At 46.5% G+C, this 26,061-nt stretch carries 22 protein-coding genes; 17 read left to right on the top strand and 5 right to left on the bottom strand.

The genetic code is table 11. The features are described 5' to 3' along the window. The first annotated feature begins 103 nt into the window (after window positions 1-103). From W234_RS0103250 to W234_RS0103235, 4 genes are all read left to right on the top strand, one after another. Window positions 104-757, top strand: a complete 654-nt coding sequence (locus W234_RS0103250) for a UPF0149 family protein (RefSeq protein ID WP_025644696.1) — start codon at window positions 104-106, stop codon at window positions 755-757. A gap of 34 nt (window positions 758-791) precedes the next feature. Then, window positions 792-1,016, top strand: coding sequence for a hypothetical protein (locus W234_RS0103245; protein WP_025644694.1), 225 nt, complete (start codon window positions 792-794; stop codon window positions 1,014-1,016). A 30-nt stretch (window positions 1,017-1,046) separates the two neighbouring features. Beyond that, the gene (gene argE, locus W234_RS0103240; protein ID WP_025644692.1) at window positions 1,047-2,282 is read left to right on the top strand and encodes an acetylornithine deacetylase; all 1,236 of its coding nucleotides are present in this window, start codon (window positions 1,047-1,049) and stop codon (window positions 2,280-2,282) included. A 144-nt stretch (window positions 2,283-2,426) separates the two neighbouring features. Continuing rightward, window positions 2,427-3,164 (top strand): LysE family translocator, encoded by a 738-nt coding sequence (locus tag W234_RS0103235; RefSeq protein ID WP_025644690.1) that lies wholly within the window; start codon window positions 2,427-2,429, stop codon window positions 3,162-3,164. A 278-nt stretch (window positions 3,165-3,442) separates the two neighbouring features. Here W234_RS0103235 and miaB read toward each other — a convergent pair whose 3' ends face one another. Continuing rightward, the gene (miaB, locus tag W234_RS0103230) at window positions 3,443-4,930 is read right to left on the bottom strand and encodes a tRNA (N6-isopentenyl adenosine(37)-C2)-methylthiotransferase MiaB (protein ID WP_025644688.1); all 1,488 of its coding nucleotides are present in this window, start codon (window positions 4,928-4,930) and stop codon (window positions 3,443-3,445) included. 545 nt (window positions 4,931-5,475) lie between these two features. Here miaB and W234_RS0103225 point away from each other — a divergent pair. From W234_RS0103225 to W234_RS0103210, 4 genes are all read left to right on the top strand, one after another. Then, window positions 5,476-7,626: a lytic transglycosylase domain-containing protein gene (locus W234_RS0103225; RefSeq protein WP_084212608.1), complete on the top strand. Its 2,151-nt coding sequence runs from the start codon at window positions 5,476-5,478 to the stop codon at window positions 7,624-7,626. 437 nt (window positions 7,627-8,063) lie between these two features. After that, window positions 8,064-8,699 (top strand): hypothetical protein, encoded by a 636-nt coding sequence (locus tag W234_RS0103220; protein WP_025644685.1) that lies wholly within the window; start codon window positions 8,064-8,066, stop codon window positions 8,697-8,699. A gap of 515 nt (window positions 8,700-9,214) precedes the next feature. After that, window positions 9,215-10,198 (top strand): malate dehydrogenase, encoded by a 984-nt coding sequence (locus tag W234_RS0103215; protein ID WP_025644683.1) that lies wholly within the window; start codon window positions 9,215-9,217, stop codon window positions 10,196-10,198. 237 nt (window positions 10,199-10,435) lie between these two features. Beyond that, the gene (locus W234_RS0103210; protein ID WP_025644681.1) at window positions 10,436-10,675 is read left to right on the top strand and encodes a DUF2789 domain-containing protein; all 240 of its coding nucleotides are present in this window, start codon (window positions 10,436-10,438) and stop codon (window positions 10,673-10,675) included. A gap of 104 nt (window positions 10,676-10,779) precedes the next feature. Here the strand turns inward: W234_RS0103210 and ribF are convergent, their stop codons facing one another. Beyond that, window positions 10,780-11,820, bottom strand: a complete 1,041-nt coding sequence (ribF, locus tag W234_RS0103205) for a bifunctional riboflavin kinase/FAD synthetase (RefSeq protein ID WP_025644679.1) — start codon at window positions 11,818-11,820, stop codon at window positions 10,780-10,782. Window positions 11,821-11,968: 148 nt separating this feature from the next. Between ribF and W234_RS0103200 the strand changes: the two genes are divergently transcribed. Next, window positions 11,969-12,577 (top strand): GNAT family N-acetyltransferase, encoded by a 609-nt coding sequence (locus W234_RS0103200; RefSeq protein WP_025644677.1) that lies wholly within the window; start codon window positions 11,969-11,971, stop codon window positions 12,575-12,577. A gap of 57 nt (window positions 12,578-12,634) precedes the next feature. Here the strand turns inward: W234_RS0103200 and W234_RS0103195 are convergent, their stop codons facing one another. From W234_RS0103195 to ampD, 3 genes are all read right to left on the bottom strand, one after another. Continuing rightward, window positions 12,635-13,264: a hypothetical protein gene (locus tag W234_RS0103195; protein WP_025644675.1), complete on the bottom strand. Its 630-nt coding sequence runs from the start codon at window positions 13,262-13,264 to the stop codon at window positions 12,635-12,637. A gap of 104 nt (window positions 13,265-13,368) precedes the next feature. Beyond that, window positions 13,369-14,919: a murein biosynthesis integral membrane protein MurJ gene (gene murJ, locus W234_RS0103190; protein WP_037058790.1), complete on the bottom strand. Its 1,551-nt coding sequence runs from the start codon at window positions 14,917-14,919 to the stop codon at window positions 13,369-13,371. Between the two features lie 117 nt (window positions 14,920-15,036). After that, on the bottom strand, window positions 15,037-15,651 hold the full coding sequence (gene ampD / locus W234_RS0103185; RefSeq protein ID WP_025644671.1) for a 1,6-anhydro-N-acetylmuramyl-L-alanine amidase AmpD: 615 nt from the start codon (window positions 15,649-15,651) through the stop codon (window positions 15,037-15,039). Window positions 15,652-15,867: 216 nt separating this feature from the next. On the opposite strand from ampD, the gene W234_RS0103180 reads away from it, so the two are divergent. The 8 genes from W234_RS0103180 (at window position 15,868) to W234_RS0103145 (ending at window position 25,906) form a co-directional block, all read left to right on the top strand. Then, window positions 15,868-18,084, top strand: coding sequence for a DUF4105 domain-containing protein (locus W234_RS0103180; protein ID WP_025644669.1), 2,217 nt, complete (start codon window positions 15,868-15,870; stop codon window positions 18,082-18,084). A 67-nt stretch (window positions 18,085-18,151) separates the two neighbouring features. After that, entirely contained in the window at window positions 18,152-19,018 is an 867-nt protein-coding gene (locus W234_RS0103175) for an NAD-dependent epimerase/dehydratase family protein (protein ID WP_025644667.1), read from the top strand. A 47-nt stretch (window positions 19,019-19,065) separates the two neighbouring features. Next, on the top strand, window positions 19,066-20,106 hold the full coding sequence (locus tag W234_RS0103170; protein WP_025644665.1) for a hypothetical protein: 1,041 nt from the start codon (window positions 19,066-19,068) through the stop codon (window positions 20,104-20,106). A 100-nt stretch (window positions 20,107-20,206) separates the two neighbouring features. After that, window positions 20,207-20,950: an orotate phosphoribosyltransferase gene (pyrE, locus tag W234_RS0103165; RefSeq protein ID WP_025644663.1), complete on the top strand. Its 744-nt coding sequence runs from the start codon at window positions 20,207-20,209 to the stop codon at window positions 20,948-20,950. A gap of 52 nt (window positions 20,951-21,002) precedes the next feature. Continuing rightward, window positions 21,003-21,980, top strand: coding sequence for a glutathione synthase (gshB, locus tag W234_RS0103160; protein ID WP_025644661.1), 978 nt, complete (start codon window positions 21,003-21,005; stop codon window positions 21,978-21,980). 139 nt (window positions 21,981-22,119) lie between these two features. Then, window positions 22,120-23,205, top strand: coding sequence for an undecaprenyldiphospho-muramoylpentapeptide beta-N-acetylglucosaminyltransferase (gene murG / locus W234_RS0103155; protein WP_025644659.1), 1,086 nt, complete (start codon window positions 22,120-22,122; stop codon window positions 23,203-23,205). Window positions 23,206-23,299: 94 nt separating this feature from the next. Continuing rightward, window positions 23,300-24,739, top strand: coding sequence for a UDP-N-acetylmuramate--L-alanine ligase (gene murC / locus W234_RS0103150; protein ID WP_025644657.1), 1,440 nt, complete (start codon window positions 23,300-23,302; stop codon window positions 24,737-24,739). Window positions 24,740-24,811: 72 nt separating this feature from the next. Next, window positions 24,812-25,906 (top strand): D-alanine--D-alanine ligase, encoded by a 1,095-nt coding sequence (locus W234_RS0103145; RefSeq protein ID WP_025644655.1) that lies wholly within the window; start codon window positions 24,812-24,814, stop codon window positions 25,904-25,906. The last annotated feature ends 155 nt before the right edge of the window (window positions 25,907-26,061 follow it).

The raw sequence follows: 26,061 nt of genomic DNA, 5'->3' as shown, positions 1-26,061 counted from the left end.
ATCAACAAAGTAATTGCCATTGAGCTTATAGTAGGCATTTTGGGCATCTTTATACTTTGTCGCACTTATTTACCCTTAATTTATTTTGAATCAGGATGTTTTTATGAATGATAATATCTCAGGCTGGAACACTTGGTCAGATGCGTTTGCAGGTTGGACGGATGTGACAATCAGTGAGATACATGGCTTGATGACTGGGCTGATGACCGCTTGCAACGCGCCCGATGAGGCAGGTTGGGCTGCTATCTTGAGCGAGCTTAGCTTTGAAGCTTTGCCTGACGAGGCGCTAACTTTATTAACTGAGGAGGCTGAGGACACCGTGTTTCAGCTCAAAGATAAAGATGATGCTTATGCCTATACGCCGCTAGTGCCTGACGATGAACATGATTTGTACGAGCGTGTAATGGCGCTGAAACAGTGGGCCAATGGCTTTATGACCGGTTTTGGTATTACTGATTGTCGTCTAAGTGCTGAGGAGAACGAGATGCTCTCTGATTTGGCGAAGATTGGCGCGATTCGTCTAGCCGAGGATGACGAGTTTGAGGGTGGTGAGGAGTCTTACCTATATATTTATGAGTTTGCGCGTATGGTGCCTGTCAGCTTTGCCACGCGCAAACGTAAATCGGTGAAGGAGTTGGCACTGATTGCCGGACTACCTATCGATGCTAAGACCACGAAGGAATTGCAAGCAGAAGGTAAGCTGCCAAAGCCCATGCCGCCAGTCATGGATGTGATGAATCAAAATAACCCATCGTAAGTAAACCGTTTATACTTCAGGTGAGCACTGCGCGATGTGCTCTGCTGCACATGGGCTGGCGGGTCTTGGCCGTATCGTTTATGTCAGCTCGGTCAAGCAACTCGGCGAGTGGATGGCGGAGATGGGTGTAGACTCGCCGCTGTCGATTAATGCGTTAGCTATCTCAGAGGTCGCGCCTGATATCCCTATCGATGGGCCAGTTGACGGCTTAGATGAGGAAGTAAAAGCCCTACAACAGCGCTTTGTTAAAAATAGCTAACCTCTTTTTTAGATAGGCTAAGGATATTTTATGACCATAACCGCTAGCAATAGTGATGCAAAAACCAACACTAATCAGGCTGACTACCCTACGCAAAGTATCGATTGGCTGACGCGGCTCATTGGCTTTGATACGGTCAGTCGCCATTCAAACTTGGCGCTGATAAAAGATGTACAAGGCTACTGCGAGCAGCTGGGTTTGAGCGTTGATCTCACCTTTAATGAGGCTCAGAACAAAGCCAATCTGTTTGTTACCGTACCCGCAGGAAAGAACCGAGATATTTTAGATGGCGGTTTGGTGCTCTCAGGTCATACTGATGTCGTACCAGTTGATGGGCAGGACTGGAGCTCAGATCCATTTAAAGCGGAAATACGTGGCGATAAACTGTACGGGCGCGGGTCGTGCGATATGAAAGGCTTTATTGCTTGTAGCTTAATGGTGCTACCTAAAGCAGTCAAATTATCTAAAGCGGGTAAACTCAGTCGTCCGCTACATCTGGCACTATCGTTTGATGAAGAGGTGGGCTGTTTGGGTGCGCCGCTGATTTTGGCGGATATTGAGGCGCGCGGTATCACTCCTGATTATTGTATCGTCGGTGAGCCAACTTTGATGACTATGGTGGTCGCGCATAAAGGCATTGCGGTTTATCGTTGCCGCGTGCATGGCAAGTCCGCGCATTCCTCCTTAACCCATAAAGGCGTCAATGCCATTAGCTACGCCAGTCGTTTGGTCGGTTATGTCGATGCGTTAGCAGAAGAGATCAGCCAGCGTGATGACAATGATGCTATGTTTGATGTGCCTTTTTCGACCCTGTCGGTCGGTACGATACAAGGCGGCACCGCGACCAACATCGTACCCAATCTGTGCGAGTTCACCTTTGACTATCGCAACTTACCGCACATGACGCAAGAGGATATCGTAGCACCGATCAAAACTAAAATTGCCGAGCTAAACGCGCAAATGCAAGCGCGGTCTCCTGAAACCGGTATCGAGCTGATACAAGAAGAGGGCGTACCAGCGATGAGTGATGATAAGAATGACGAGCTACAAGAGTTAATCGCAGCTTTGACGGGCGATGATGAGCGCCATAAAGTGGCTTATGCCACCGAAGGCGGACAGTTTACTAACGCTGGCATTCCGACCATTATTTGCGGCCCAGGGAGCATTGAGCAGGCGCATAAAGCCGATGAGTTTGTGGCATTAAGTGAGATTGAGCGTTGTGATGGTTTTCTGCAGAAACTGTTAGAGAGCTGTACGGTTAACTAGATCTTTATCGATAAGAAAATTGTAGCTTATGCTCATAAAGTCAAAGCACTTAGAGTATAATTAGGTTTGATCAAACACCGTCGTAATGGCGGTGTTTATTTTTTTAACATCAGTAAGTTTCATAATACAGAGTAGGGGTTGCAGATGTCTTGGCATCTATTTACCGTGTTTTTTATCAGTACCTTTTTTATCTCCGCGACGCCAGGGCCTAATATGCTGTTGGCGTTTCAGTATGGGCTAAATTATGGGGTGAAGCGTACGCTATGGACGCTGGCAGGATTAAGCCTTGGTTTATTCATCCTATTGCTGTCAACCTTGCTAGGGCTAGACGTTATCAGTCGTCAATCGCCTTGGGCTTTAGAAGTAATCAAAACGGTAGGCGCGCTATATCTCATTTATCTGGGTATTCAGTCATGGCTCGATGCTGGTGAGGGCAGCTTGATGAGTGATGCCAAAGAAATGGGCGAGGAGGTCGCGACCGATTATCCGACTACTATGCCATTTATGACTGATGAGAAAACACCGCAGCCGCGCTCACTATCGAGTGCGGCAGTTAAGGTGTCACCAAACAATATGACCTTATTTCGTACCGGCGTTTGGGTGTCACTGTCTAACCCAAAAGCTATATTATTCTTCGCTGCTTTTTTCCCCAAGTTTATCAATTTTACGGCGCCCCTTTGGCCGCAGTATATAATGCTGACTGTTGGCTTGTTTTTAAGCGAAACCATTTGGCAGATCATCTATACGCTGGGCGGAAAGCAATTGGCTGGCTGGCTTGATGTTGGTGATCGTCTGGCTTGGCTTAATCGTGCTTGCGGCGTGATATTTATGTTGATTGCTGCAGCTTTATTGGCTGAAGTGGTTAGTCATTTTATGGTTTAAAGAACACTATGGTCAGTGCGAAATAAAGTCGATACGCTTAATATTAACGTGCAACTGCTATTCATTTTCCTTGCGTGCTGTGTCTTCGCTGTTTCGATGTTGCGCAGCTCTCATTGACAAGATGAATCCCAGCTGCACTGCATCGGTTTTAAGGTGATTCAACACTATTAGTTACTCCATAAGATACGGTGATAATCATGACAGCCGCATACAAAAAAGCCGTCCACTATTAATAGCAAACGGCTTTTCTTATCTAAAGTCGTATTACAAACATTGTGTTAGGCCAAAACCTCAACTAACTCACCCTTAACCATATGCGGACTGACAAAGTCAGTAATACGGACGCTAACGAGTTTACCAAGCAGCTCATCCTTTTGCGCTTCCTCAAACGGGAACATCACGGTGCGGGTATTGTCCGCCGTACCTAGCAAGCAATCAGGATGTCGATCCGCTACTTGTTCAACCAAGACGCGAGTGGTGGTACCGACCATTTCACGGGTCTTTTGTAGGGTTGAGTCGATAATCACCTTTTGAAACTCTGCCAAGCGCTCTTTTTTGGTAGTGAAGCTAACATTATCAGGCAGCTCAGCAGCTGGCGTGCCTGGACGCTTGGAATAAATAAAGCTGTACGAGTGATCGAAGTTTAATTCTTTTGCTAAGTTCAAGGTATCTTGGAAGTCCTGATCGGTCTCACCAGGGAAGCCAATAATAAAGTCGCTCGACAAGTGAATATCAGGGCGAATGGCTTTTAGCTTGTTAATCTGATCAATATATACATCGATCGTATGATTGCGTTTCATCGCCGCTAAAATAGCATTTGAGCCACTTTGAACTGGCAGGTGTAAGTGCGAGACCAGCTCAGGCAATTGCGCATAAGCATCGATAATATCATCAGTGAACTCGAGCGGGTGGCTAGTGGTATAGCGGATACGTTCCACACCGTCGACGTGCGAGACATAATGCAATAGCTCGGCAAAGCGGCAAATACTACCATCATCTTTTTCGCCGCGATAGCCGTTGACGTTCTGACCTAATAGATTGATTTCGCGTACGCCTTGTTCGGCAAGGTTGTCAATCTCAGCAAGTACATCATCTAATGGACGCGATAACTCTTCACCGCGCGTATATGGCACCACGCAAAATGAGCAATATTTTGAGCAGCCTTCCATGATAGAGACAAAGGCTTTATAGCCTTCGACTTTAGGCTCAGGCAAGAAGTCAAATTTCTCAATGCTAGGAAACGAGATATCGATTGTGCCGATACGGTTTTTGGGCGCGATACCTTTTTGCTCATTAGACTGATCATACAGCTCTGGCAGACGGTGCAAGGTCTGCGGCCCAAATACCATATCGACATACGGCGCGCGCTTTTGGATGTTATCGCCTTCTTGTGAAGCTACGCAGCCGCCAACACCAATGACTAAGTCAGGACGTTTTTCTTTCAATTTACGCCAGCGGCCCAGCTCTGAAAATACTTTTTCTTGCGCTTTTTCGCGAATAGAGCAAGTATTCATCAAGAGCACATCAGCCTCATCGATATCATGAGTGACTTGCATACCGTGCGAATCGCCGAGCACGTTGAGCATTTTGTCAGAGTCATAGACATTCATCTGACAGCCCTGAGTGGTGACAAAGACTTTTTTGACAGGAGCGGCCGCAGAATGGGACTCTTCAAGCGCTGTTGCTGCTTGCGCAGCAAGGGTCGTTTCAGCAGTAGAGCTCGTATCGGTAGTATCGATACGCGGGTCAAATACAGTAACACTCATAACAAGACATCCATGGTTAAACAGATTGGCAGGCTAAGCGCTGAAGACGAGACGCTGCAGACCAAGCACTAAAGATAAGGCGCGTATTTTATCATAATCAGTCTGTAAAGTGAAAAATAAGCATCAACGAATGTCATTCATCTACCAAATTATTTATAATAGTATCAATCGCTTATCATTTGCTCATCAATGACTCGTTATTGTCTAATGACTCAGAACTGGAGCAAGAGTGCCCGCTTGTCATTATGTATTGTCACTATGTACGGTCACTATGCTTGTCATTGTGTACTGCTGATACGCGCTGCTAGTATGCGTTATAAAAGACGAGCAATATCATTTTGTTGTTACTGGGTACTATCCTGATTAGAGACAAATGGTAAAGTGATTGGTTGAAAGTTAACCAAATATAGTATGATCAATAGTATGGTAAGTGCACTTATCGCAGCGCTAAGCATCAAATCGCTATACACAAGCCGCTAATTCACCTGATACTCATTTACTTGATACCAATTTACTTGATACTGAAGAATATAAAGAGAGTCCGTATGACAAAATTGCGCGTTACTCATAACAGCAAAGAAAAAACCACTACTAAGCACACTCTAAATTTACAGTTATTGAAGAGCGTCAAAAACAGTAAGCTGCGAGTGAGTGCGCTGAGCTTAGCGACTGCTATGGGGGCGCTTGGAGTATCACAAGTGGCTTGTGCTGAGCTGACTTGGGGAGACGGCGAGAGCTTTGAGCAAGAAGGCAGCTACTACTCAGGCAACAGCTATCAGCAGGGTAGTAGTGGCGTCGACTATTTTAATGCTGCCGCACAAGCTGAGAATAGAGGCGATATCAGTGCTTTGTTCAACTATGAGCAGCTGATGAGTGGTAGCCTGTTTGCCATGTACCCGACTTATTGGCGAATGAATTTGGATCTCAATTCACAAAGTGCAGCGGCTATCTCGCAGTTTGTACGTCAATACCCAGGCAGTGTTATGGCCGAAAAGCTCGTCGCTGATTTTGCAGAGACCAAAGCCGGCGCTAATGATTATGCTTCCGTCCGTCAAGTGGCTAATCTGATTACTAATGCCGATAGGTCAGAGCGCTGCGCCATTGCCCTTGGGTTCAATAATGGCGGCGATACGATGCGCGCGCTGAGCGAGAAGTCTGACGTTTGGCTAACCACCAAAAAACAGCCTGCGCTATGTGATCAGCTAGCGATGGAGATGAATAATCACGCGCTTATTAGTAATAGCGATCGGGCCTCAAGACTGAAACGTATGCTGCGTGTCGGCAACACCGGCGATATTATGGCGCTATCCTCACGCTTAGGCACGCCTATTCCTTATTCAGCTTTGAGCGAGATTCAGCTTAATCCTTCCTCGTTTCTTAGCCGATTTACTAAAGAGCCTAACAGTCAAATTAATCAATACCTTTATCTATATGCGATAGGCCGCCTTGCCGATAAGTCTTACCGCGAAGCGGCGATGCAGTTAGATTTTGATATCAAGCAAGACAATCAGCGCCGCGCTCGCTTATTAAACGATGACACGCGCCGCTACGCTTATCGCATTATTGGTGTCAAGCGTATGAACTATAATACCGATGATGGCTTTAATAGTGAGGCGGTAGATTGGTTCCGTAAGAGTCTGGACGATGATTTTAACTTTGAAGAAGCCGAAGATTATGCGATGGCTGCTATTCGTTTTAGTCGCTGGGATGATGTCGCTGAGGCGATCTCTCAGATGGATAGCGAGACCCAAAGATCCAATATATGGCAGTATTGGCTCGCGCGCGCTTATGAGCAATCAAGCGATGCCAATAAGCGTACTACTGCCAAACGTATGTATCAGCAGCTAGCAAAAAGTAATGACTACTACGGGCTAATGGCCAAAGACAAAATCGGCCAGCGCTTCTATGCCAGCCGTTTGGGCGGCAATAACTTGCCTAATATTAGCAGCGCTGATCGCGCACGCGTGATGCAAGAGCCAAGTTTTGCACGCGCTTTTGCACTGTATAATTCAGACGCCAATCGCTCGTTTGCCAATCGCGAATGGAACTGGGCGGTCAAGCAGGCTCGTGATAAGCGTGATGATAGTCTGATCATTGCCGCGGCGCGCGTAGCGCATGATATGGGCTGGCTCGATCGCGCGATTTATGCCATCGATAATGCCGATAGAGTAGACAGCTTGGCACTATCGCATCCGATGCCGCACCAAAGCGCGGTGGTACGCTATAGCCGAGAGGCGGGCATTGATCCGGCGTGGGCTTACGGCATTATGCGTCAAGAGAGCCGCTTTGTGACCTCAGCGCGCTCGAACGTTGGCGCTAGTGGTTTGATGCAAGTCATGCCTGATACGGCTAAATACATCGCGCGCAATCTAGGCGAGACTTATAGTGCTAGCCGCGCCAATAGCGGCGATACTAATATCCGCTATGGCACTTGGTATATGGGCGATATCTTGAGTAAGCTCAACTATCAGCCTGTACTGGCAACCGCAGGTTATAATGCTGGTCCTAACAATGCCAAGCGCTGGCAGCCGGTTTATGGCTCGCTCGCTGCAGATCAGTATGTTGAGTCTATCGCTTATCCCGAAACTCGCAATTACGTCAAGCACGTGATGGAAAATGCCACTATCTATAGTAGCTTACTAGGTCGTCCGCAGCCGATTACTGATCGTATGGGATCGGTGCCCGCAGCTTTTTAACAGCCTCATGGCTGAGCAATAGCGTTTGACGTGGTTAGTAGTGCATCTTTATAGCAAAAGCCATCAGCAAGTAGTGTTGATGGCTTTTTTTAATCTTTTTAGGATATTAATGTATTAAAAATAAAGGTTCAGATAAGGTTTTATCAGGCCGCGTTATCCTTTGCTATATCAGGGGATAGAAGTTTTTAAAGTTGATTTACGTTTTTGCTATAGAGTAAACAAAGTGTTTTGGTAGTATTAGACTAATCTGTCTACATGTTATAGATTACTAGCTCTTTATTTAGTTAGCGTCCAAAAACAGAACGATAACTATAGGCTATTTTTATACCTGCTTCTACTGTTCGATAACTGTATATACCCTTTTGACTATGATAAATAAATATATAAATTTTATAAAGTATCAAGCGAACAGTCGTCAATCGTCTGTTTGGTTCCGAGTGTCTGCTACCTCAGCCAAGCTAGCGGGTCTAATGCTATTACCTAGCGTCTTTATAGCTCCTGCGCAAGCGGCAAGCGCAGTCAAAAGTGGTCAGCGGGTACTCATGGTTGAGATGACCCCAGCGTTATGTAATCTACAGCCAACGCGCGCGCGGATGCGTCAATGTTTAGAAGGCTATTCTTTTACCATATCTGGGCTAGATTTGGGCTATGGTGAGCGCTGTGGCCGCGGTAGTGAGCCGCGTCTAAGTCCTCTACAGCTCAAAGTCGTCAACCGCATTATGCCGGACACGACAGTGCGCAGCCAAGCATGGCATCGCTATGGGACTTGTAGTCCGCTGAGTGCGAACAGTTATTTTCGTCAAATTATTAACTATGCCGGAGACCTAAAGCTGCCCAGTGAACTGACAACAGGTAATAGCTATACAGTGTCCAAATCAAGCTTTCTTAAACAGATGATAAGACTTAATCGTGGTATGAGCGCATCTGACATCGATCTGATCTGCCAAGCAGGCAGTCGCCGCCAATCGATTTTGACTGATATCAATGTCTGCTATGAAGGCAATGATTTTGCCAGTTGTAGCAATGTCATCGACAGCTGCGACAAAAAATTTATTATCTCTGGAGGTCAGTAATAGATCGCGTAGATAAGGATATAGAGCAGACCGCTCGGTGCGCCCGATAAATATAAAAATGCAATAGAATAGACAGCACGACTATGGTTAAAAAGTGCTTTGCTATGGTGTTAAAAGCTTTTTCTGAGCATATTTTAGAGTGTGTTTTGAATTAAGCAGTCGCCTTTTCTATAAAACTCTTATCCGTATTCATTTGCTACTCTATTCATTTTAAATTGATTTTTGGGCGCTATCGAGTATTAGCGCTTAATTTGGTCCTATTATAGATGTTTACTTTGGTCGCTCATACTATAATAGTACGCGCATAAAATGTAACAATATAGCGCGCAAATCTTATACTCGCCTGCTATTGTTCCTAGACGGTTCCCTAAACGAGGTGCTACACTAGCTCTCGTTTTATGCGCCTTTTGCATAAAAGTCGTGTTTAATTCGAGCCGTTGTGACTGAAAAAGCGACTACTTAATAAAGATATTGTCGAACAAGATACTGTCTAATAATCAATTGGAGAATACTCTATGAAACAGCCTGTACGTATTGCCGTCACTGGCGCTGCTGGTAATATCAGCTATGCTATGCTATTCCGTATTGCTTCTGGTGAGATGCTAGGTAAAGATCAGCCGGTTATTTTGAATTTACTTGAAATCACTCCAGCACTTGACGCCCTAAAGGGTGTAGTTATGGAGCTACAAGACTGTGCTTTTCCGTTATTAGTAGATATCGTGCAAACTGACGATGCCAAAGTTGCTTTTAAAGATGTGAGTTATGCTTTATTAGTAGGCTCGCGTCCACGTGGCCCAGGTATGGAGCGTAAAGACTTATTAGAAGCTAACGCTGCTATCTTCTCAGCACAAGGTAAAGCGTTAAATGAAGTGGCTAAACGTGATGTTAAAGTCCTAGTCGTTGGTAACCCAGCGAACACTAACGCCGTTATCGCTCAGCGTAATGCACCGGATCTAGATCCACGTAACTTCACTGCGATGACGCGCTTAGATCACAACCGCGCTATTGCTCAATTGGCCGAAAAGACCGAGAGCACTGTCAACGATGTGAAAAAGATGATTATCTGGGGTAACCATTCGTCAACTCAGTATCCAGATCTAACCGCTTGTACTGTCAATGGTAAGCCTGCGTTAGACTTAGTCGATCGCGACTGGTACGAAAACACGTATATCCCAGAAGTACAAAAACGCGGCGCAGCAATTATTAAAGCGCGCGGTGCCTCTTCAGCTGCGTCAGCTGCTAATGCGGCGATTGACCATATCCGCACTTGGGTTATGGGCACAGATGGCGACGATTGGGTCTCTATGGCGGTCTACTCTAACGGCGAATACGGCGTTGCCAAAGGCTTGATCTACTCGTTCCCTTGTACTTGCAGCAATGGTGACTGGTCTATCGTTGAAGACGTCGATGTCTCAGCAGAGTTCTCAAAAGAGAAAATGGCTGCCACTGAGCAAGAGCTAAGCGAAGAGCGTGACGCAGTATCTCACTTACTGCCATAAGCGCAATGGGATTAAGTGCTGATTAAAGATACAAAAGCCTTGCTTGTATAGCAGGGCTTTTTTTTGCCTGCTCCGTTAACACAACTGGTAAGCTTAGATAAACTTTGACTAACAGCTTTTATCAGTAGGTTTGCTACAATAAAGACGTTCGCTAAAAAGCATTAAAAAAGCACTAGAAAATAAGTCAGATAATAAATAACCCTGTTAAAGCTTATATTAACGTTAAGGAGAAGCAGTATGTTAGGTGAAGTCGATTACAATATGAATGAACTATTCGCTCAGTTAGGTCTGGATAATTCAGATGAAGCGATTGACAAATTTATCGCTGATAATCAGTTAGGCAAAGATGAGAAGCTAGTAGAGGCTGACATCTGGACCGACAGTCAGCGTATGTTCTTAAAAGAAGAATGGAAAAAAGACGCCGCTTGGGTAGAGGTTATTGATGAATTAAATGTGCGTTTGCATCCTGATGCTTAGTCGTTAGAGCTTTCATTAGTTAGCACGTAATAAGTCATATATCAAAAAGCCACTTTAATAATAAAGTGGCTTTTTTAGTGGAAAGGTGACACGCGCAAATCTTGTTAATTTAACTGCTGCTCTCGCCAAGCAAGCAGGTCAGTCACGTCTTGATGAATGCCTTGCTTTAGAGCGGCTAAACCCTCATAGTTACGCTCGCCGTGCAAGTAGTGCAAAAAGCGCACCTGCAAGCTCTCACCATATAAGTCGCCTTGAAACTGCGGAAAATGCACTTCTAAGCGCCATTCTTGCTCTTTAGTCACTGAAGGCCGAGTACCGATACTTGCGGTACCAAATAGACTATGCTCTCGTAGTCCTGCTACGCCCATTTGCCCTTCTTCTGCAAGAGCGCTCAGTCCATCTGCTACGATATTGCCTTGTTTATCAAGACGGACCACGTCGACTGCAAAGATACCGTGTAAGGCAGGCTTTATCCGAGACAGCTCAATATTAGCAGTCGGAAAATCCATAGTGCGGCCGATTTTATCACCGCCAACGACTTGGCCCATAATCGTATAATCGCGGCCTAATAAGCGATTGGCTGCATCAATATCACCGGCTAATAGTAAGTCGCGTACGCGGGTTGAGCTGATGCGATCATCTTGCTGCTCTTCATCTGTGACGGTTTGCAGGTCGATGACTTGTAGGCCATAGTTCTGCAAAAACTGACTGTCACCGGTGCGATCATGACCAAAGCGAAAGTCATCGCCTAAAACAAGCGCTTGTACGTTTAAGCGTTTCGCTAATAGGTCGGCAAAAGCAGTAGCTGACAGCGCGCGAAAATCACTATCGAAGCCAGCTACAATTAACGTATCTACTCCAAAATCCGCTAGCAGCGCTTGTTTTTCTGCTAAAGTAGTCAGGCGCGCAGGGGCCTTTTGCGGGGCAAAAAACTCTCTCGGCTGCGGCTCAAATATCATCACCGCTGCGTTCAGGTTTTGCTCATCAGCTAAGGCACGTACCTTTGCCAGCATCGCTTGATGACCTAAATGCACGCCATCAAAATTGCCAATGGTTAGGACGCAAGGCGCTAAGTCAGTCGCTTTAACACTGTCATTAACAATATAAGGCGGTGCAATCAGTTGTTCTAAATAATAGGTATTCATAATTTACAGCTATGATAGGAGCGGTTGAATAAAAGACACAGGTCATGAATCTAAGAGCATAAAAGGCGTCAAGGGCTGCCATTATAAAGTAAAATAGCCAAACTCACACTGCAAACTATAGACCACAACCTATCCTATTAGGAGCGCTATGTTAGACAATGTCACCCGTCGTCACCAGCAGACGACTACCACTTCATTAGCCCCAATTGCACTAAATGATAAGTTTGCTGTAGGGCGCGCTAGTCTCAATGACCTAACGGCTATATTAGATATCTATAATCAAAGTATCGCCGGCAAACAAGCGACCGCTCAATTGGCACCTGTCACTAGTGCTGAGCGTGCCAGTTGGTTCGATGAGCATCTCAATGATCCCAAACGGCCCATTTATGTGGTCACTACAACATCAGCTGACTCGCCAGCGGTTATTGTCGCTTGGGGCAGCTTTAGCGATTTATATGCGCGTACCGCCTACCATATCAGTAGCGAGGTCAGTATTTATCTGCATCGCGATTATCACAGGCAAGGCTTAGGCCGCTTATTGATCGAGTGGATGCTCACTCAAGCGCCAAGTCTCGGCATTCACAATGTCGTGGCGCTAATCTTCGCTCATAATACGCCAAGCTTAACCTTGTTTCGTAAGCTTGGCTTTGAGCAATGGGGCTATATGCCGCAAGTTTGCGATATGCAAGGCTTTATCGCCGATGTAGTCATGCTCGGTATCGCGATTGACAATAATGTCAGTGAAACCGCGATCTAAGCGAAACAATAACTGCAACCAATAGTCGCCAACCGTTGTTTTAGTCGCTAAACCAAACTAGCCCAAAATCTTCCACTGACCGTTGACTTTGCGGAGCTGATACGTCAAAGGCGCAGGCTCGTCTTGGCCTTTGAGCCGCAGCTCACCTGTAATAGTCGCTTTGGTGTTATCAGCATTATATTGAGTATCGGTGATAGTCACACTCTCGACTGTCTGCTGAAACGCGCTTTGGGTATTGGAAAGCTCTTGCTCAAAGTTTGCCATATCGACCTGATAGTAGCCGACGGCATCTTCGACATCACCGTAATATAAAGTGTCTAAGGCTTGTTTGACGGTATCCTCTGGAGTATTGGGCTCAGTAGGGTTAGTGACTAGGCTTGGCTGATCAGGAGCTGTAGTCACAGGAGTAATATTACTGCTTGGCATACTCGTCTCATTCGTGGCATCGCTATCGAGAACGAGCGTATCGTCATCGGTCGCAGCGTCATCTGCCATAATACCATCATCTTTAGCCGCTACAGCTTCTTCCACTGGACCATTGCTATTAGCAACGACTGTCTGTTCGCTATTATCTTCGCTTATTTGTACTTCATTACTGTCATTATTACTACAGCCAGTAAGCAGTAGACTGGCTGTCAATAAACCTGTCGCCAGTACTAGTGGTTTTGATACGAGAGGGGTTGTCATGGTAGACCTCAACATAGGTTAATATAGGGTTTTAGTACATCAATCATTATGACGATTCTGCCTAGTATTGACAAACGCTACTTATGCCAGCGCTGCGCCTCAAGTTAACCGTGCTTAAGCTGATGCGGACGAAACCCAGTTATGAGTAAGACCACACCATAAACCACGGCACCAATTATGCAAATAATCAGTAGCGCTACCAGTCGGCGCCACTGTGCCGAATCCGTTGGAAAGTAGGGCAGCATCAGATAGAGCGCTGCAACCATAGCGCTAGTTGCGATAATAAACTGCGCAAATAGCTTTTTCCAATGGCTATCAAAACGGAAAATACCACGCTTATGTAAGAAGTAATATAGTAAGCCGGCGTTAACAAAAGCCGCCCCCGTCGTTGCTAGGGCAAGGCCACCATGCAAAGGAAGCTCAAAGAAGTAAAAAATACCAATAAACAGCACGCTAAATATCATATTGGCAAACACCGATACAATACCGATTTTGACCGGAGTCTTGACGTCTTGACGAGCAAAAAACGCGGGTGCAAAGATTTTGATCAGCATAAAGCCTAAAATACCGCCGGCCATACTGCGTAGCGCTAGACCGCTCATCTCAGCATCACGCAATAAGAACTCACCGCGTAAAAACAGCGCTTGCATCATCACATCAGAGAGGATAAATAGTGCCGCGGCAGCTGGCAGACCTACTAGGATGATGAGACGCGCCGCCCAGTCGATGGTCTTTTTAAAGGTAACATCGTCCTTTTTGGCTTCACTAGCAGAGAGGCTAGGCAAAATAACCGTGCCAATCGCCACGCCAATCAGTCCTAATGGTAGCTCACTCATACGTTCAGCGGCATACAGCCAAGAGACGGAGCCGCCGATCATTAGCGAGGCAAAGACGGTATTGAGTAATAAATTAATCTGGGTAACCGATACGCCAAAGATAGCGGGCAGCATCAGCTTTAAGATACGCTTGACGCCTTCGTGCCTAAAGTCGACTTTCGGCGCGACCAGCAGCTTTTGTTGCCATAGCTGCGGCAACTGAATCAAGAACTGCAATAACCCTGCGATAGCCACCGCGTAGCCTAAAGCCATGATGGGCGTGTCAAACATCGGCGCAAATATCAAGGCCGCGCCAATCATACAAAGGTTTAATAATACAGGCGCAAAGGCGGGAGCGGCGAAGCGTCCATAACTTTGTAGAATACCGCTAGCAAAAGCGGTCATCGAGATAAATAGAAGATAGGGAAAGGTGAGACGGAGTAAATCAGCAGTGACCGCAAATTTATCGGGCTGATCGGCAAAGCCTGGCGCAAATAAGGTCACCACCCAAGGCGCTAATAAAATCACCACTACTGTCAACATCGACAAAATCAGCAGCAAAGCCCCAGAGGTGCGACTGACCAATAGTTGTACTTGTTGCAGATTGTACTTCTCTTTATACTCAGAAAGCACTGGCACAAAAGCTTGGCTAAAAGCGCCTTCAGCGAATAGACGTCGCAGAAAATTTGGAATTTTGAACGCCACCAAAAACGCATCCATTAAGCCGCCGGCACCAAACACGCCTAGCAGCACTATGTCACGTACTAAACCCAAAACCCGTGATAGCATGGTCATGCTGCTGACGACCATTGTGGAGCGGAACAAGCGACTTTTTGCCATGAGAACCTTTTTTGTTTGCTGATGAATATAAGAAGGTCAAAAATTGACGGATTATAGCATTTTAAGACGCTTGATAAATGGATTGACTGTAAAATCTAGTCTATTATCAAAGCATTATTACTCATCGAGCTTGTTGGCTATCATTGAGCGCAGTCGTGCCCAGTCAAAATAGTCACCCGGATCGGTTTTACGACCTGGAGCGATATCGCTGTGTCCTGTTAAGTGCCGGCGGGTTTTGGGATAAGCTTTGTATAGCGCCGTGATGACTGCGCTTAAGACCTGATACTGAATATCGGTAAAAGCAATAAAGTCTGAGCCTTCAAGCTCAATGCCGATGCTATAGTCGTTACACTCAGGACGGCCTAAGTAGCTTGACCTGCCGGCATGCCAGGCACGCTCATTGAAGTTGACAAACTGAGTGATAGCGCCATCGCGCTCAATAAACAGATGCGCCGATACTTCAGCGCCTTTGATCGTTTGAAAGTAGGGGTGGGCATCCCAGTCGAGGGTATTGGTAAATAGTGCTTTGACATAATGTAGGCCATTGCTGTCAGTCTGAGCAAACTCATTGGGCGGCAAGCTAATATTATGAATGACAATCGTATCGATATAAGGACTTGGAGCACTATCACTGCTATGAGGTTGAGTAGGTCGGTCATTTTTATTGGGCGAGCTCAGCCATGCGGCAGAGGATAATTGACCATTAGCAATAGTCATCGGCGTGGTGGACATAGTAGTCTCTGTTATAATGAGAAAAGGATATAAAAAATCGACGATAAAGTCAGCTCATAAAGAGCCATTTGATTATAAAAATTTATGGTTAATAGTCAATTCAAGATGACATATCATACACGCTAGCTAAACGAAAGATAAGCGCACGCTTATCATCAGCAAACATTGATAACTGGTTATAAAGCGTTAATAAAGCAAAATACGAGAGACTAATCCATGTCTATAAATCATAATGTTAAAGCTAGTGTGAAAGCGGCAGCTTATCATTCAAGATATCTAACCAAGACAGCTCGCCTGCCGCTTGCTGTTGTTGGGGTGTTATTGAACGCGCAAGTATCCGCTTTTCTACCGACACCATCGTCAGTGGTCGAGGGTGACGCACTATTAGCGGACGCCGCGAGCGCGGATAATATGATTGCTGCAGCTAAAGCAGCATCTACGCTCACATCACGCTCAGTCGCAGTGACCAGTGTTCGCCCTAGCGCTACTCTTAGCTTAGTAACTAAAGCCGCCAACACTGCTAGCACTAACAGCTTAGTGGCTGATAAACAAAATAAAAGCGCAAACCTAGCAGCAGAGCAATTATTAACAACTTGGCGTCAGCAAGCCGCTACGCAAAATTTGGCTCAGCATAAAAGCTGGCGCCGGCTGCTTTATTTTCTTGATGATAAAAAGGGACTGTTTACTAAGGCCAAAAACCAAAGCACTATCAATGATCCTACGTTTTTTTTAACTGCTAATGGTAATAAAGACTCAGCCGCTGAGCTTGACGCGACGCTTGTCGCCTTAGCGAAGCAAATCACTATGCCAAACCGCGCCGACGCTACGAATGACTCGGTTATATGCCGCTTTCCGGCGCGCGTAAACTGGCTAGCTGAGCAGTTAGATATCGATAAGTCGTCTCTACAGGCCGACTGTCCAGAGCTAAAAGAGTGGATGGCGATGCTGGCGCCTGAGCAGTTATCTATTATGTTTGCCGAAGAGTATTTGGATAATCCCATCTCAGCTTTTGCTCATACGCTACTGCGTATCGACTCCAAAGCGAGCGCCGCTGACTTTACCCAAATCAATCACGCTTATGCCTTGAATGATACTGTCGATGGCGATCCCGATGATCCTTTTGTGCTTTATGCTATCAAATCGATCAGTGGCGGTTATGATAATCGTATTGAGATTGACCCCTATCCTGAGAAGCTTGCTAAGTATCTCAAAGACGATGAGCGTGATACTTGGACTTATCGGCTGGATTTGACGCCAGCGGAAGTACAGCAAATCATCGCCCATGTTTGGGAGACCAAAGATTTAGAGATCCCTTATTATTTTACCACTGACAACTGTGCTTCTGAGATACTGCGCCTGATTGACGTGGTGCGTCCGCAGCAAAGCCTCTTAGCTCAGCTGCCTTACGTGGTCGTGCCTTCTGATGTGATCAAGCTGCTTAATGATGAAAGCCTGCTAGCTAGTCGTCGTTATACCCCAGCAGATAGTAGCGTTAGGCAAGCGCAGCTTAATCAGGCCAAACGTTCGGCCAAACTTGGCTACACAACGCTTAGTAAAGATGAGATTAATAGTATTAAGTCAGAGACGGTCAATTCAGCATCCAGTATGTCAGCCGACGAGCAAACGCTATCGATGTTGCCGATTGCTACAGCGGATAACGACCCGATAGATCGTCATCGGCTGCAGCGCACTCATATCGGCACCGGTCAACGCGGCGATAATAATTATATCGAGATCGGCATGCGTGCAGGCTTTCACGATACTCTTGATCGGCCAAGCGGCTATCCGCAGTTTTTTGATTTAGAAGGGCTTAAAGCTTCGCTACGGATATATGATACTGAAGACGACAATGTCAATAATGACCGAATTGAACTGCAGAATTTTACTTTGTTTCGGGGGCGCTCATTTAATCCGGACAATGCTGCCAAAAAAGGTCAGACCTGGGGCGCTAGCATAGAGGCCACGCAAATCAACGACGGCTCGCAGCAAGATGGCGCGGCGCATTTAGTTGGTAGTGCTACTTTTGAGTACGGTAAGTCCTGGGTATTTGGGCAGCCGCCTGCTGTAGATGCTGACAGCGGCAAGCTGACAGGGGAGATGCCGCAGCAGTTATGCTATACCTTAGCAACCGGAGCGCTACAAGGTGGCCGCGGTATCAATAAGGGTTATCGTGTTGGCGCTGGTGTCAATGCGGGCTGTCGTTACCAGATTAACAATCGCTTACGCGCGCAGGCTGAACTGCAATTACCATATTGGTATCATGGCAGCGATAGCGCTGAGGTACGCGGTCACTATTGGCAGCCGATCAGCACTATCGGCATGCATTATGATATCGACAAAAACCAAGCGCTACGTATAAAGGCCAGCTACGATTGGCAAGACCGCGTTGAAGATAATGACGATATCCAACTGTCTTATATGCGCTATTTTTAAGTGCTGTCAGCAATAGTAGTGGCAAGAAACTATGCCAAAAAAAACTATGCCAAAAAAAGGAGACGCTATGAGTACGCAAAATTTGCTGGTTATTGGTCAAGGTGATATCGGTCTACCCGTCACCAATCAACTTGCTACAGACGGCGTATCTGTAACAGGCCTTGCTCGCAGTAAGCGCGAGCATTATGATTTGCATGATCGTGCTCAGTTTATGCAAGCCGATGCTTTGCACTTGACGAGCGATCAGCTACAAACGTTTGGCGCGATCGCCATTATTGTCACTCCTGATGAGTATTCCGCCAGCGGCTATAGCGCCAGTTATTTAGCCATTTGTAAGCATTTAGCGTCTTTAGCTGATAAGTTACCTCAGCTTAAGCGTGTAGTTTTTATCTCTTCAACAGGCGTTTATGGACAAGATAATGGCGAGTGGATTGATGAGCATACCGCGCCTATAGAGCCTGAGCGTGAGGCCTCCAAGATAATCTTGCAAGCAGAGCGAGCACTACAGCAAGGATTTAATGATAAAGCTATCATTATTCGCCCAAGCGGTATCTATGGCCGCAAGCGCCTGATGCGCGTGCGAAAATCGCGCGAATTAAACAAAGAGGCCATTGCCGCTGAGCATTGGAGCAATCGCATTATGGATCGCGATTTGGTGACGATTATTGCTAAAGTGCTAACCTTAGAGACCACAGATACCGAGCAAGCAAAGCTATTAAAGCCGCTTTATATCGCAACTGATTATCTACCTGTGACCACACTTGAGCTTGATGCGTGGCTTAGTAACAAGTTAGGCGCAGCCGCTGCTAAGAGGGATGATAATAAAAGACTAACTACCGGTAAGCGCTTGCACAGCAATATTCCGTTAACTTGGCTCAGCTATCCTGATTGGCAAACTGGTTATAATGATATTTTGCAACATCTACAAGAGTAATTTTTCATCTATTCAACTTCAATGTAACTCAACTGTTTGGAGCCGCTATGACCCAGCCATTTACTTCTGATACTCGTTTACCGAATGCTTTGATTAGTGGGGCACAAGGTAAGCTTGCAGATAGTAATGCTGAGGCCGCGCAGACCGCAAGCTGCGAGCAGCCAGCTATCGTCCATCCTAACTTTGACCCTAAGCAGACACCACTTGATCCCGCCCGTCCATTGAGCGATATTCCAGAGCCTGCACGAAGAGTCAATGGCCAGCTGCACAGGTTTTATGGTAAGTCAGCGCATTTTCGCGCGCCAAAAACGCAGTCATTATCTAAGTGGCAATTGATGGCCTCAAAACCGTTTGCAGAGCATTTATCGCTACTCAGCGCAGCTAAGCTGATAGAACTGCCGGACAGCTTTTATCGCCGTTATCCTAAGCAGGGCTGTTATCCTAAGCAAAATAGTGATCAAGCCGTATCACCATCATCGGCTAACCGTTTACTGTCGCCCCTAGATGAGATGGTTTTGCTGGATATGGCAGATATTCAAGACGCTATTACTCATTATCCCAAGCTTAGTCGTTATGGGTTTTTAGCAGAGCACTCATTTTCAAATGAGGGTTTAAATACAGCTTCAAAACCTGCTGCTTCACTACGCACCTTGGTCAAGCGTTATAATCCTGATGAGCTGCTTAGCAGTTTATATGCCGATGACTGGCAAGTGATTTTGCAGCCACAAGATTTTGAATTGGGTGAGGGCAGCTTAGCAACAGACATTATGGCCTGTAGTGTGGCGGTGCACGCTCTAAAACAATGCGCAACTCGTAAAAGTATCAATAAAAGCTATAGCGCTGAGCAAATTTGTCACTATGTGCGCAGCTATTTGTTAAGCCAGCTTTATCATGCGCCGGCTAGCCGTTATCATTATCGGCAGATCCGCTTATTTGCCGGTCATATTATTGTCGCCGCGCATTATTTAGGCTGGGAAATCCAAGTCAGTCACGATGGCCAAGCGCATTTTAATATCTCATCGCGCTGTGGTCTGTTGACTCGCTATGCCAATATGAACGACTATATGATTAACGGCTGGTCAAGCTAGCTTTATCTACCGACTTACCGTTGACTACTTTTTTATTATATTTAACGATTATCTATTAAGCAGTTATTACTAATTATCTAACACTAAAACAGGAATGCTCATGCCCGTTGCCAACGCCCCTGCACAACATACTACGCAAGCCTCTTTTTCAGCCCAGCAGTTTATCGAACTAGCCCTCGAGAACAAAGTGCTAAAATTTGGCGAATTTGTGCTCAAATCAGGACGAATTAGTCCTTATTTTTTTAATGCTGGATTGCTAGCATCAGGTGAGATGTTGTCATTATTGGCTCGAGGGTATGCTGATGCTTTGGTTGAGCAAATGGCGACACATAACACAGACAGTAGTGACACAGATAACGGCGATAACAGGTTAGTTATTTTCGGCGCCGCTTATAAAGGCATTCCGTTTGTGGCTGCGACTGCTCAGGCTTTATGGCTGCATCATGGTATCAACGCAGATTGGGGTTATAATCGCAAAGAGGTCAAAACGCATGGCGAGGGCGGCAATCTAGTCGGCGCTGAGGTACAAGGTAAAGCCGTTTGGATCCTCGATGACGTGATTACTGCCGGCACGGCAATGCGAGAAGTAGTAGAGATTTTGCAGCAGGCAGGCGCTAGCGTTGCTGGTATCCTTGTCGCGCTAGACCGTAAAGAAAAAGGCCAAAACGAGCAGTCCGCTATTCAAGAGTTGGCAGCCAATTTACAAGTGCCGGTACGCGCTTTAGTCGATATTGATGACTTGATCGGTTATCTGGCTGATGACCATGGCACCCAAAACAGCCAACATAAAGATGCGACCCAACTTGCAAAAATGCAGCATTATCGCGAGCAGTATGGCGTTTAGCGTTTGCGCTTAAACACCTATCTAAACAATAACAAAAATAGTGAGCCCTATTATGAGTAACGACAAGCAAAAAGCGGACAAACCCTTAAATATACTGGTCATCATGGATCCTATTGAGCGAGTCAATTATAAAAAAGATACCAGCCTTGCAATGATGTGGGCGGCGCAAGATCGCGGCCATACGTTAGGCTATTGTCAGGTTCACGACTTATGGCTAGACCGAGGTCAGCTGATGATAGATTCGCAGCCCGTCACGGTATACCGCGACCCCGAGAATTTTTATAGTCTAGGCGAGAAGACGACGGCTACGGTTAAGGATTATGATGTTATCTTGATGCGTAAAGATCCACCCTTCGATATGCGCTTTATTTATGCCACCTATATGCTCGATCACGCCAAAGCGGCTGGCGTGCTAGTCGTCAACGACCCGCAAGCGATTCGCGATTGTAACGAAAAGCTATTTGCCACTTGGTTTAGCGAATATATGAGCCCGACGATTGTCAGCAGCAAACAAGCTCATATTCGTAAGTTTATCGCAGAGCAGCAAGACGTCATCGTCAAGCCGCTAGACGGTATGGGTGGCACTGGTATCTTCCGTTTGACCGCTGATAGCGCTAATATTGGCGTTACTTTAGAGATACTAACAGAGCTTGAGACCCTACCTATCATGGCGCAGCGCTATTTACCAGAAATTAAGGAAGGCGATAAGCGCGTACTGATCGTTGATGGTGAAGTGGTCGATTACTGCTTAGCGCGCATCCCGGTCAAAGGGGAGACTCGCGGTAATCTAGCCGCTGGCGGTAGCGGTGTAGCAATGCCATTGACCGACACCGAGCGCGAAGTGGCGCTAGCAGTTGCGCCTATCGTCAAACAAAAAGGGCTGATGTTTGTGGGCTTAGATTTGATCGGCGGCCGTATCACCGAGATTAATGTCACAAGCCCGACTTGTGTACGCGAAATCGATGATCAATGCGGCACCGATATCGGTACTGATTTCATCATCGCGGTAGAACAAAAAGTAATAGCATAAATTATAAGTGCTTAAAGTAAGCTGTTTTAGTGATAAAAAGTACTATATATGAGCGCGCGATTTCCTCTATACTAGGCAAATTTTAGTCAGCTGCTGTTGTAGCTTTATAGATATTACCAAAATAGATAGGCAGGCGTGCATGAAGACTCCGCATATATTAATGATGGCTGCTGGTACTGGCGGCCATGTGTTTCCAGCGCTCGCCGTAAGCGAAGAGTTGGCTCAGCGCGGCGCCGTTATCCACTGGTTAGGTACGCCAAATGGTATGGAAAATGGTTTGGTTAAGCCGCTTAACTATCCGTTCCATGCTATTGATATGCAAGGACTGCGCGGCAAAGGCATCGGCCGCTTATTAAAATTACCAGTGACTCTACTATCCGCGACGATGGCGGCGATGAAAGTCATTCGTGGCAATCAGATCGATATGGTCGTAGGCTTTGGCGGTTACGTGACTGCTCCTGGTGGTATTGCCGCGCGTATGACCGGCACACCGCTTATTATCCATGAGCAAAATGCTATCGCTGGTATGAGCAACCGTTATTTGGCCAAGATGGCGAATAAGGTGTTGCAAGCTTTTGAGGATACTTTTGCGCACAGTCAAACCAGCCCCAAGCTGGAGACGGTGGGCAATCCGGTACGTAATACCATCACGGGAGTGGCAGCTCCTACTGAGCGTTATGATATTCATGATGATTCGCCGTTGCGCCTGTTAGTCGTTGGCGGCTCTTTGGGCGCGCAAGTGCTCAATGATAATGTCCCTAAAGCCCTAGCTCTGATAGACAAGCCTTTTGCGGTGCGCCATCAATGTGGTCGTAATAATGAGTCAGCCACTCAAGCAGCATACGACAATGAGGATTTGAGCCGTCATAGTACGCAAGTTCAGCCGTTTATCGATAATATGGCCGCCGCTTACAATTGGGCGGATGTGATTGTTTGCCGCGCAGGCGCGCTTACGGTGACTGAGATTCAAAACGTTGGTATCCCTGCCATATTTGTACCGCTACCACATGCTGTCGATGATCATCAGACTGCCAATGCACGCACGCTAACCGAGCATGGCGCTGCTATTTTATTGCCGCAGTCTGAGCTGACGCCTGAGCGCTTGCGTGCGGAGCTGGCATTGCTTGACCGAGCTAAATGTTTAGAGATGGCAGAAAAAGGTCATGCGCTTGCCAACCGCAGTGCTACTGAGCAAGTTGCTGATATTATTTGGCAGTCGTTGTAAGTCTGCCAGCCTTCTGACCTGTTTTCATTACAGACTTTTAGCCGTTTTAGTCTTCTAAAATATTTATATCTACTTTTTCTATTGAGAACCTTTTATGTCTACCTCTACTAAAGCTCTGCCGAAACGCCTGATTGAGATTCCAGAGATGCGCCGTATTCAGCATCTACATTTTGTTGGTATTGGCGGCTCAGGGATGTGCGGTATCGCTGAGGTGATGCATAATCAAGGCTATCAAGTCAGCGGTTCTGACATCAACGACAGTCTAGTGACTCAGCGTTTACAGAGTATTGGTATCGAGATATTTATCGGTCATGACTCAAAAAACATCTCTAATACCGATGTGGTCGTGGTGTCATCCGCGATTGACCGTAGCAACCCTGAGATTAAGGCGGCGCTAAAAGCCCGTCTGCCAGTGGTCCGCCGCGCTGATATGCTTGGTGAGCTGATGCGCTATCGTCATGGTATCGCGGTCGCAGGCGCGCATGGTAAGACTACAACGACTAGTTTGCTGACGATGATGATGGCTGAGGCGCAGCTAGATCCTACTTATGTGATCGGCGGTAAGCTCAACGCGTCAGGCAAGAACGCCGCGCTTGGCAGCAGTCGTTTCTTGATTGCTGAAGCTGACGAATCGGATGCGTCGTTTTTGACCCTGCATCCGATGTCGGCTATCGTCACCAATATCGATCAAGATCATATGGAGACTTACGAGAATAGCTTCGATAAACTCAAAGCCGCCTACATTCAGTTTTTACAGAACATGCCTTTTTATGGCTTAGCGGTCGTTTGCGGTGATGATGCTGAGTTATATGCCATGATAGATGATATTAGCCGCCCAGTACTGACTTTTGGACTTGAACCTTTTAACGATGTACAAGCGATCGATGTGGTAGCGCAAGGCACTAAGACCCACTTTACCGTATTGCGCCGCGACCATGAGCCGCTGCGTTTAACCCTTAATATCCCAGGAATTCATAACGTCTATAATGCGCTTGCTGCCATTACGATGGCCACTGATGAAGGCGTGGATGATGACGCTATCAAACGTGCCCTACAGAAGTTCGCTGGCGTCGGCCGTCGTTTTGAACAGCATGAAGCAGTCACCCTTGATGATGGCGATGTGTTATTAATTGACGATTATGGTCATCATCCCAAAGAAGTCGATGCCACGATCAAAGCCGCTCGCCAAAGCTTTCCTGAGCGCCGTTTGGTAATGATGTTCCAGCCGCATCGTTATAGCCGTACTCGCGACTGTTTCGATGATTTTGTGGAAGTGCTCTCTGCTGTCGATGAGCTACTATTATTAGAGGTGTACTCTGCAGGCGAGAACCATATCAATGGCGCAGACACCAAGTCGCTAGCTCGTAGTATTCGTCTGCGCGGTGAAGTGGAACCGACCATCGTTGACAAAAACAATATCGCGCCAGTGATGCAGCGTTTGTTAAAAGCCAACGATATGCTGATCACCCAAGGCGCAGGTAATGTTGGGCAGATTGCGGTTGAATTGGCTGCGAATCAATTGTACTTAAAATAGCTTCTGGAAGAGTTTGCTCTACCGTTATAGAGCGCCTCGCTTAGCCGTCAAAAGAACGTTAGGAATTCATATATGAACCGTCAAAACAACCAAAGCCTCAGCCAAGACAGCAACGAGCACAGACAACAAGACAATATAGAAAACCCAGAGTCGGCACTAGCAGCCGCTCAGAGCGAGCAAGAGAGCGATGATAAGCCAGCGTTGGGTAATGGAAGAGTCAATAATGACGAAGCTTCCAGCAAGGATTCACAAGTCAAAGACGCCAGTGTGTTTGGTAAAGTTGCAGTGGTATATGGCGGCAACAGTAATGAGCGCACGGTTTCTTTAGATAGCGGTGCTGCAGTACTACAAGCGCTACAGAATCAAGGCGTTGATGCCGAGCATTTTGATCCAAAAGATCAAGATATCACTGAGCTGCGTGCTTATGACCGTGTGTTTAATGTGCTGCATGGTCGCGGCGGTGAAGATGGGCTCTTGCAAGGTGTATTGCAGTGGTTAGATATCCCGCAAACAGGTTCTGGCGTATTGGCCTCTGCGCTGGGTATGGACAAGGTGCGTACTAAGCAGCTGTGGCAAGGCTGTGGTCTGTCGACAGCGCCGTTTTCATTACTGACTGCGGATACCGACTGGCAGCAAGTGGTCAATATGCTCGGTCTGCCTTTGATTATAAAGCCAGTGCACGAAGGCTCTAGCATCGGCATGACGAAGGTCAATCATTTAGATGAGTTACCAGCAGCCTATGCTACTGCGGTACAATGCGGCGATGCGGTGATGGCTGAGCGCTGGATTACCGGCCGCGAATTCACTATCGTAATCATCGATGATGAAGCTTATCCGGTCATTCGCTTAGAGCCTGCTGATATTAGCAATTTTTATGATTTTGAAGCCAAGTACAATCGCAACGATACCAGCTACTATATCCCTTGCGGTTTAAGTGCTCATGATGAACAGCACTTACAAGAGCTAAGCTTAGCCGCTTTTCGAGCGTTAGATGCCAAAGGTTGGGGGCGTATCGACGCCATGCAAGATAATAATGGCAGTTTTTGGTTACTTGAGATCAATACGGTGCCAGGTATGACCAGTCATAGTTTAGTGCCTATGGCCGCCCAAGCGCGCGGTATGGATTTTGAGAGCTTATGCTGGCACATTTTGTCGCAGACATTGTAGGGGGTTGGGTTCTAGGTAATCTAAGCGAATCAGGGGCGATAACGTGGTCTAAGCTTGCTATAGCATAGCTTAGTGTAAACTTGTGTAAATTCAACACTCACAACTCGGGTTAGGCTATTGTTTCACTAGAAAATACGTTAATATTGCAGTGATTG

The sequence above is a fragment of the Psychrobacter sp. TB15 genome (assembly GCF_000511655.1).
Classification (GTDB): Bacteria; Pseudomonadota; Gammaproteobacteria; order Pseudomonadales; family Moraxellaceae; genus Psychrobacter; species Psychrobacter submarinus.
The sequence above is the reverse complement of the archived record's forward strand: the minus strand, read 5'-3'. Positions and strand labels throughout refer to the sequence as shown.

Excerpts from the sequence above, each read along its gene's own strand:
- argE (WP_025644692.1), top strand. The coding sequence starts at position 1,047 with ATGACCATAACCGCTAGCAATAGTGATGCAAAAACCAACACTAATCAG.
- pyrE (WP_025644663.1), top strand. The coding sequence starts at position 20,207 with ATGCCCGTTGCCAACGCCCCTGCACAACATACTACGCAAGCCTCTTTT.
- gshB (WP_025644661.1), top strand. The coding sequence starts at position 21,003 with ATGAGTAACGACAAGCAAAAAGCGGACAAACCCTTAAATATACTGGTC.
- W234_RS0103215 (WP_025644683.1), top strand. The coding sequence starts at position 9,215 with ATGAAACAGCCTGTACGTATTGCCGTCACTGGCGCTGCTGGTAATATC.
- W234_RS0103175 (WP_025644667.1), top strand. The coding sequence starts at position 18,152 with ATGAGTACGCAAAATTTGCTGGTTATTGGTCAAGGTGATATCGGTCTA.
- W234_RS0103195 (WP_025644675.1), bottom strand. The coding sequence starts at position 13,264 with ATGACAACCCCTCTCGTATCAAAACCACTAGTACTGGCGACAGGTTTA.
- W234_RS0103145 (WP_025644655.1), top strand. The coding sequence starts at position 24,812 with ATGAACCGTCAAAACAACCAAAGCCTCAGCCAAGACAGCAACGAGCAC.
- ampD (WP_025644671.1), bottom strand. The coding sequence starts at position 15,651 with ATGTCCACCACGCCGATGACTATTGCTAATGGTCAATTATCCTCTGCC.
- W234_RS0103170 (WP_025644665.1), top strand. The coding sequence starts at position 19,066 with ATGACCCAGCCATTTACTTCTGATACTCGTTTACCGAATGCTTTGATT.
- W234_RS0103235 (WP_025644690.1), top strand. The coding sequence starts at position 2,427 with ATGTCTTGGCATCTATTTACCGTGTTTTTTATCAGTACCTTTTTTATC.
- W234_RS0103210 (WP_025644681.1), top strand. The coding sequence starts at position 10,436 with ATGTTAGGTGAAGTCGATTACAATATGAATGAACTATTCGCTCAGTTA.
- W234_RS0103180 (WP_025644669.1), top strand. The coding sequence starts at position 15,868 with ATGTCTATAAATCATAATGTTAAAGCTAGTGTGAAAGCGGCAGCTTAT.
- W234_RS0103225 (WP_084212608.1), top strand. The coding sequence starts at position 5,476 with ATGACAAAATTGCGCGTTACTCATAACAGCAAAGAAAAAACCACTACT.
- murG (WP_025644659.1), top strand. The coding sequence starts at position 22,120 with ATGAAGACTCCGCATATATTAATGATGGCTGCTGGTACTGGCGGCCAT.
- murC (WP_025644657.1), top strand. The coding sequence starts at position 23,300 with ATGTCTACCTCTACTAAAGCTCTGCCGAAACGCCTGATTGAGATTCCA.
- W234_RS0103245 (WP_025644694.1), top strand. The coding sequence starts at position 792 with ATGTGCTCTGCTGCACATGGGCTGGCGGGTCTTGGCCGTATCGTTTAT.
- miaB (WP_025644688.1), bottom strand. The coding sequence starts at position 4,930 with ATGAGTGTTACTGTATTTGACCCGCGTATCGATACTACCGATACGAGC.
- W234_RS0103200 (WP_025644677.1), top strand. The coding sequence starts at position 11,969 with ATGTTAGACAATGTCACCCGTCGTCACCAGCAGACGACTACCACTTCA.
- murJ (WP_037058790.1), bottom strand. The coding sequence starts at position 14,919 with ATGGCAAAAAGTCGCTTGTTCCGCTCCACAATGGTCGTCAGCAGCATG.
- ribF (WP_025644679.1), bottom strand. The coding sequence starts at position 11,820 with ATGAATACCTATTATTTAGAACAACTGATTGCACCGCCTTATATTGTT.
- W234_RS0103250 (WP_025644696.1), top strand. The coding sequence starts at position 104 with ATGAATGATAATATCTCAGGCTGGAACACTTGGTCAGATGCGTTTGCA.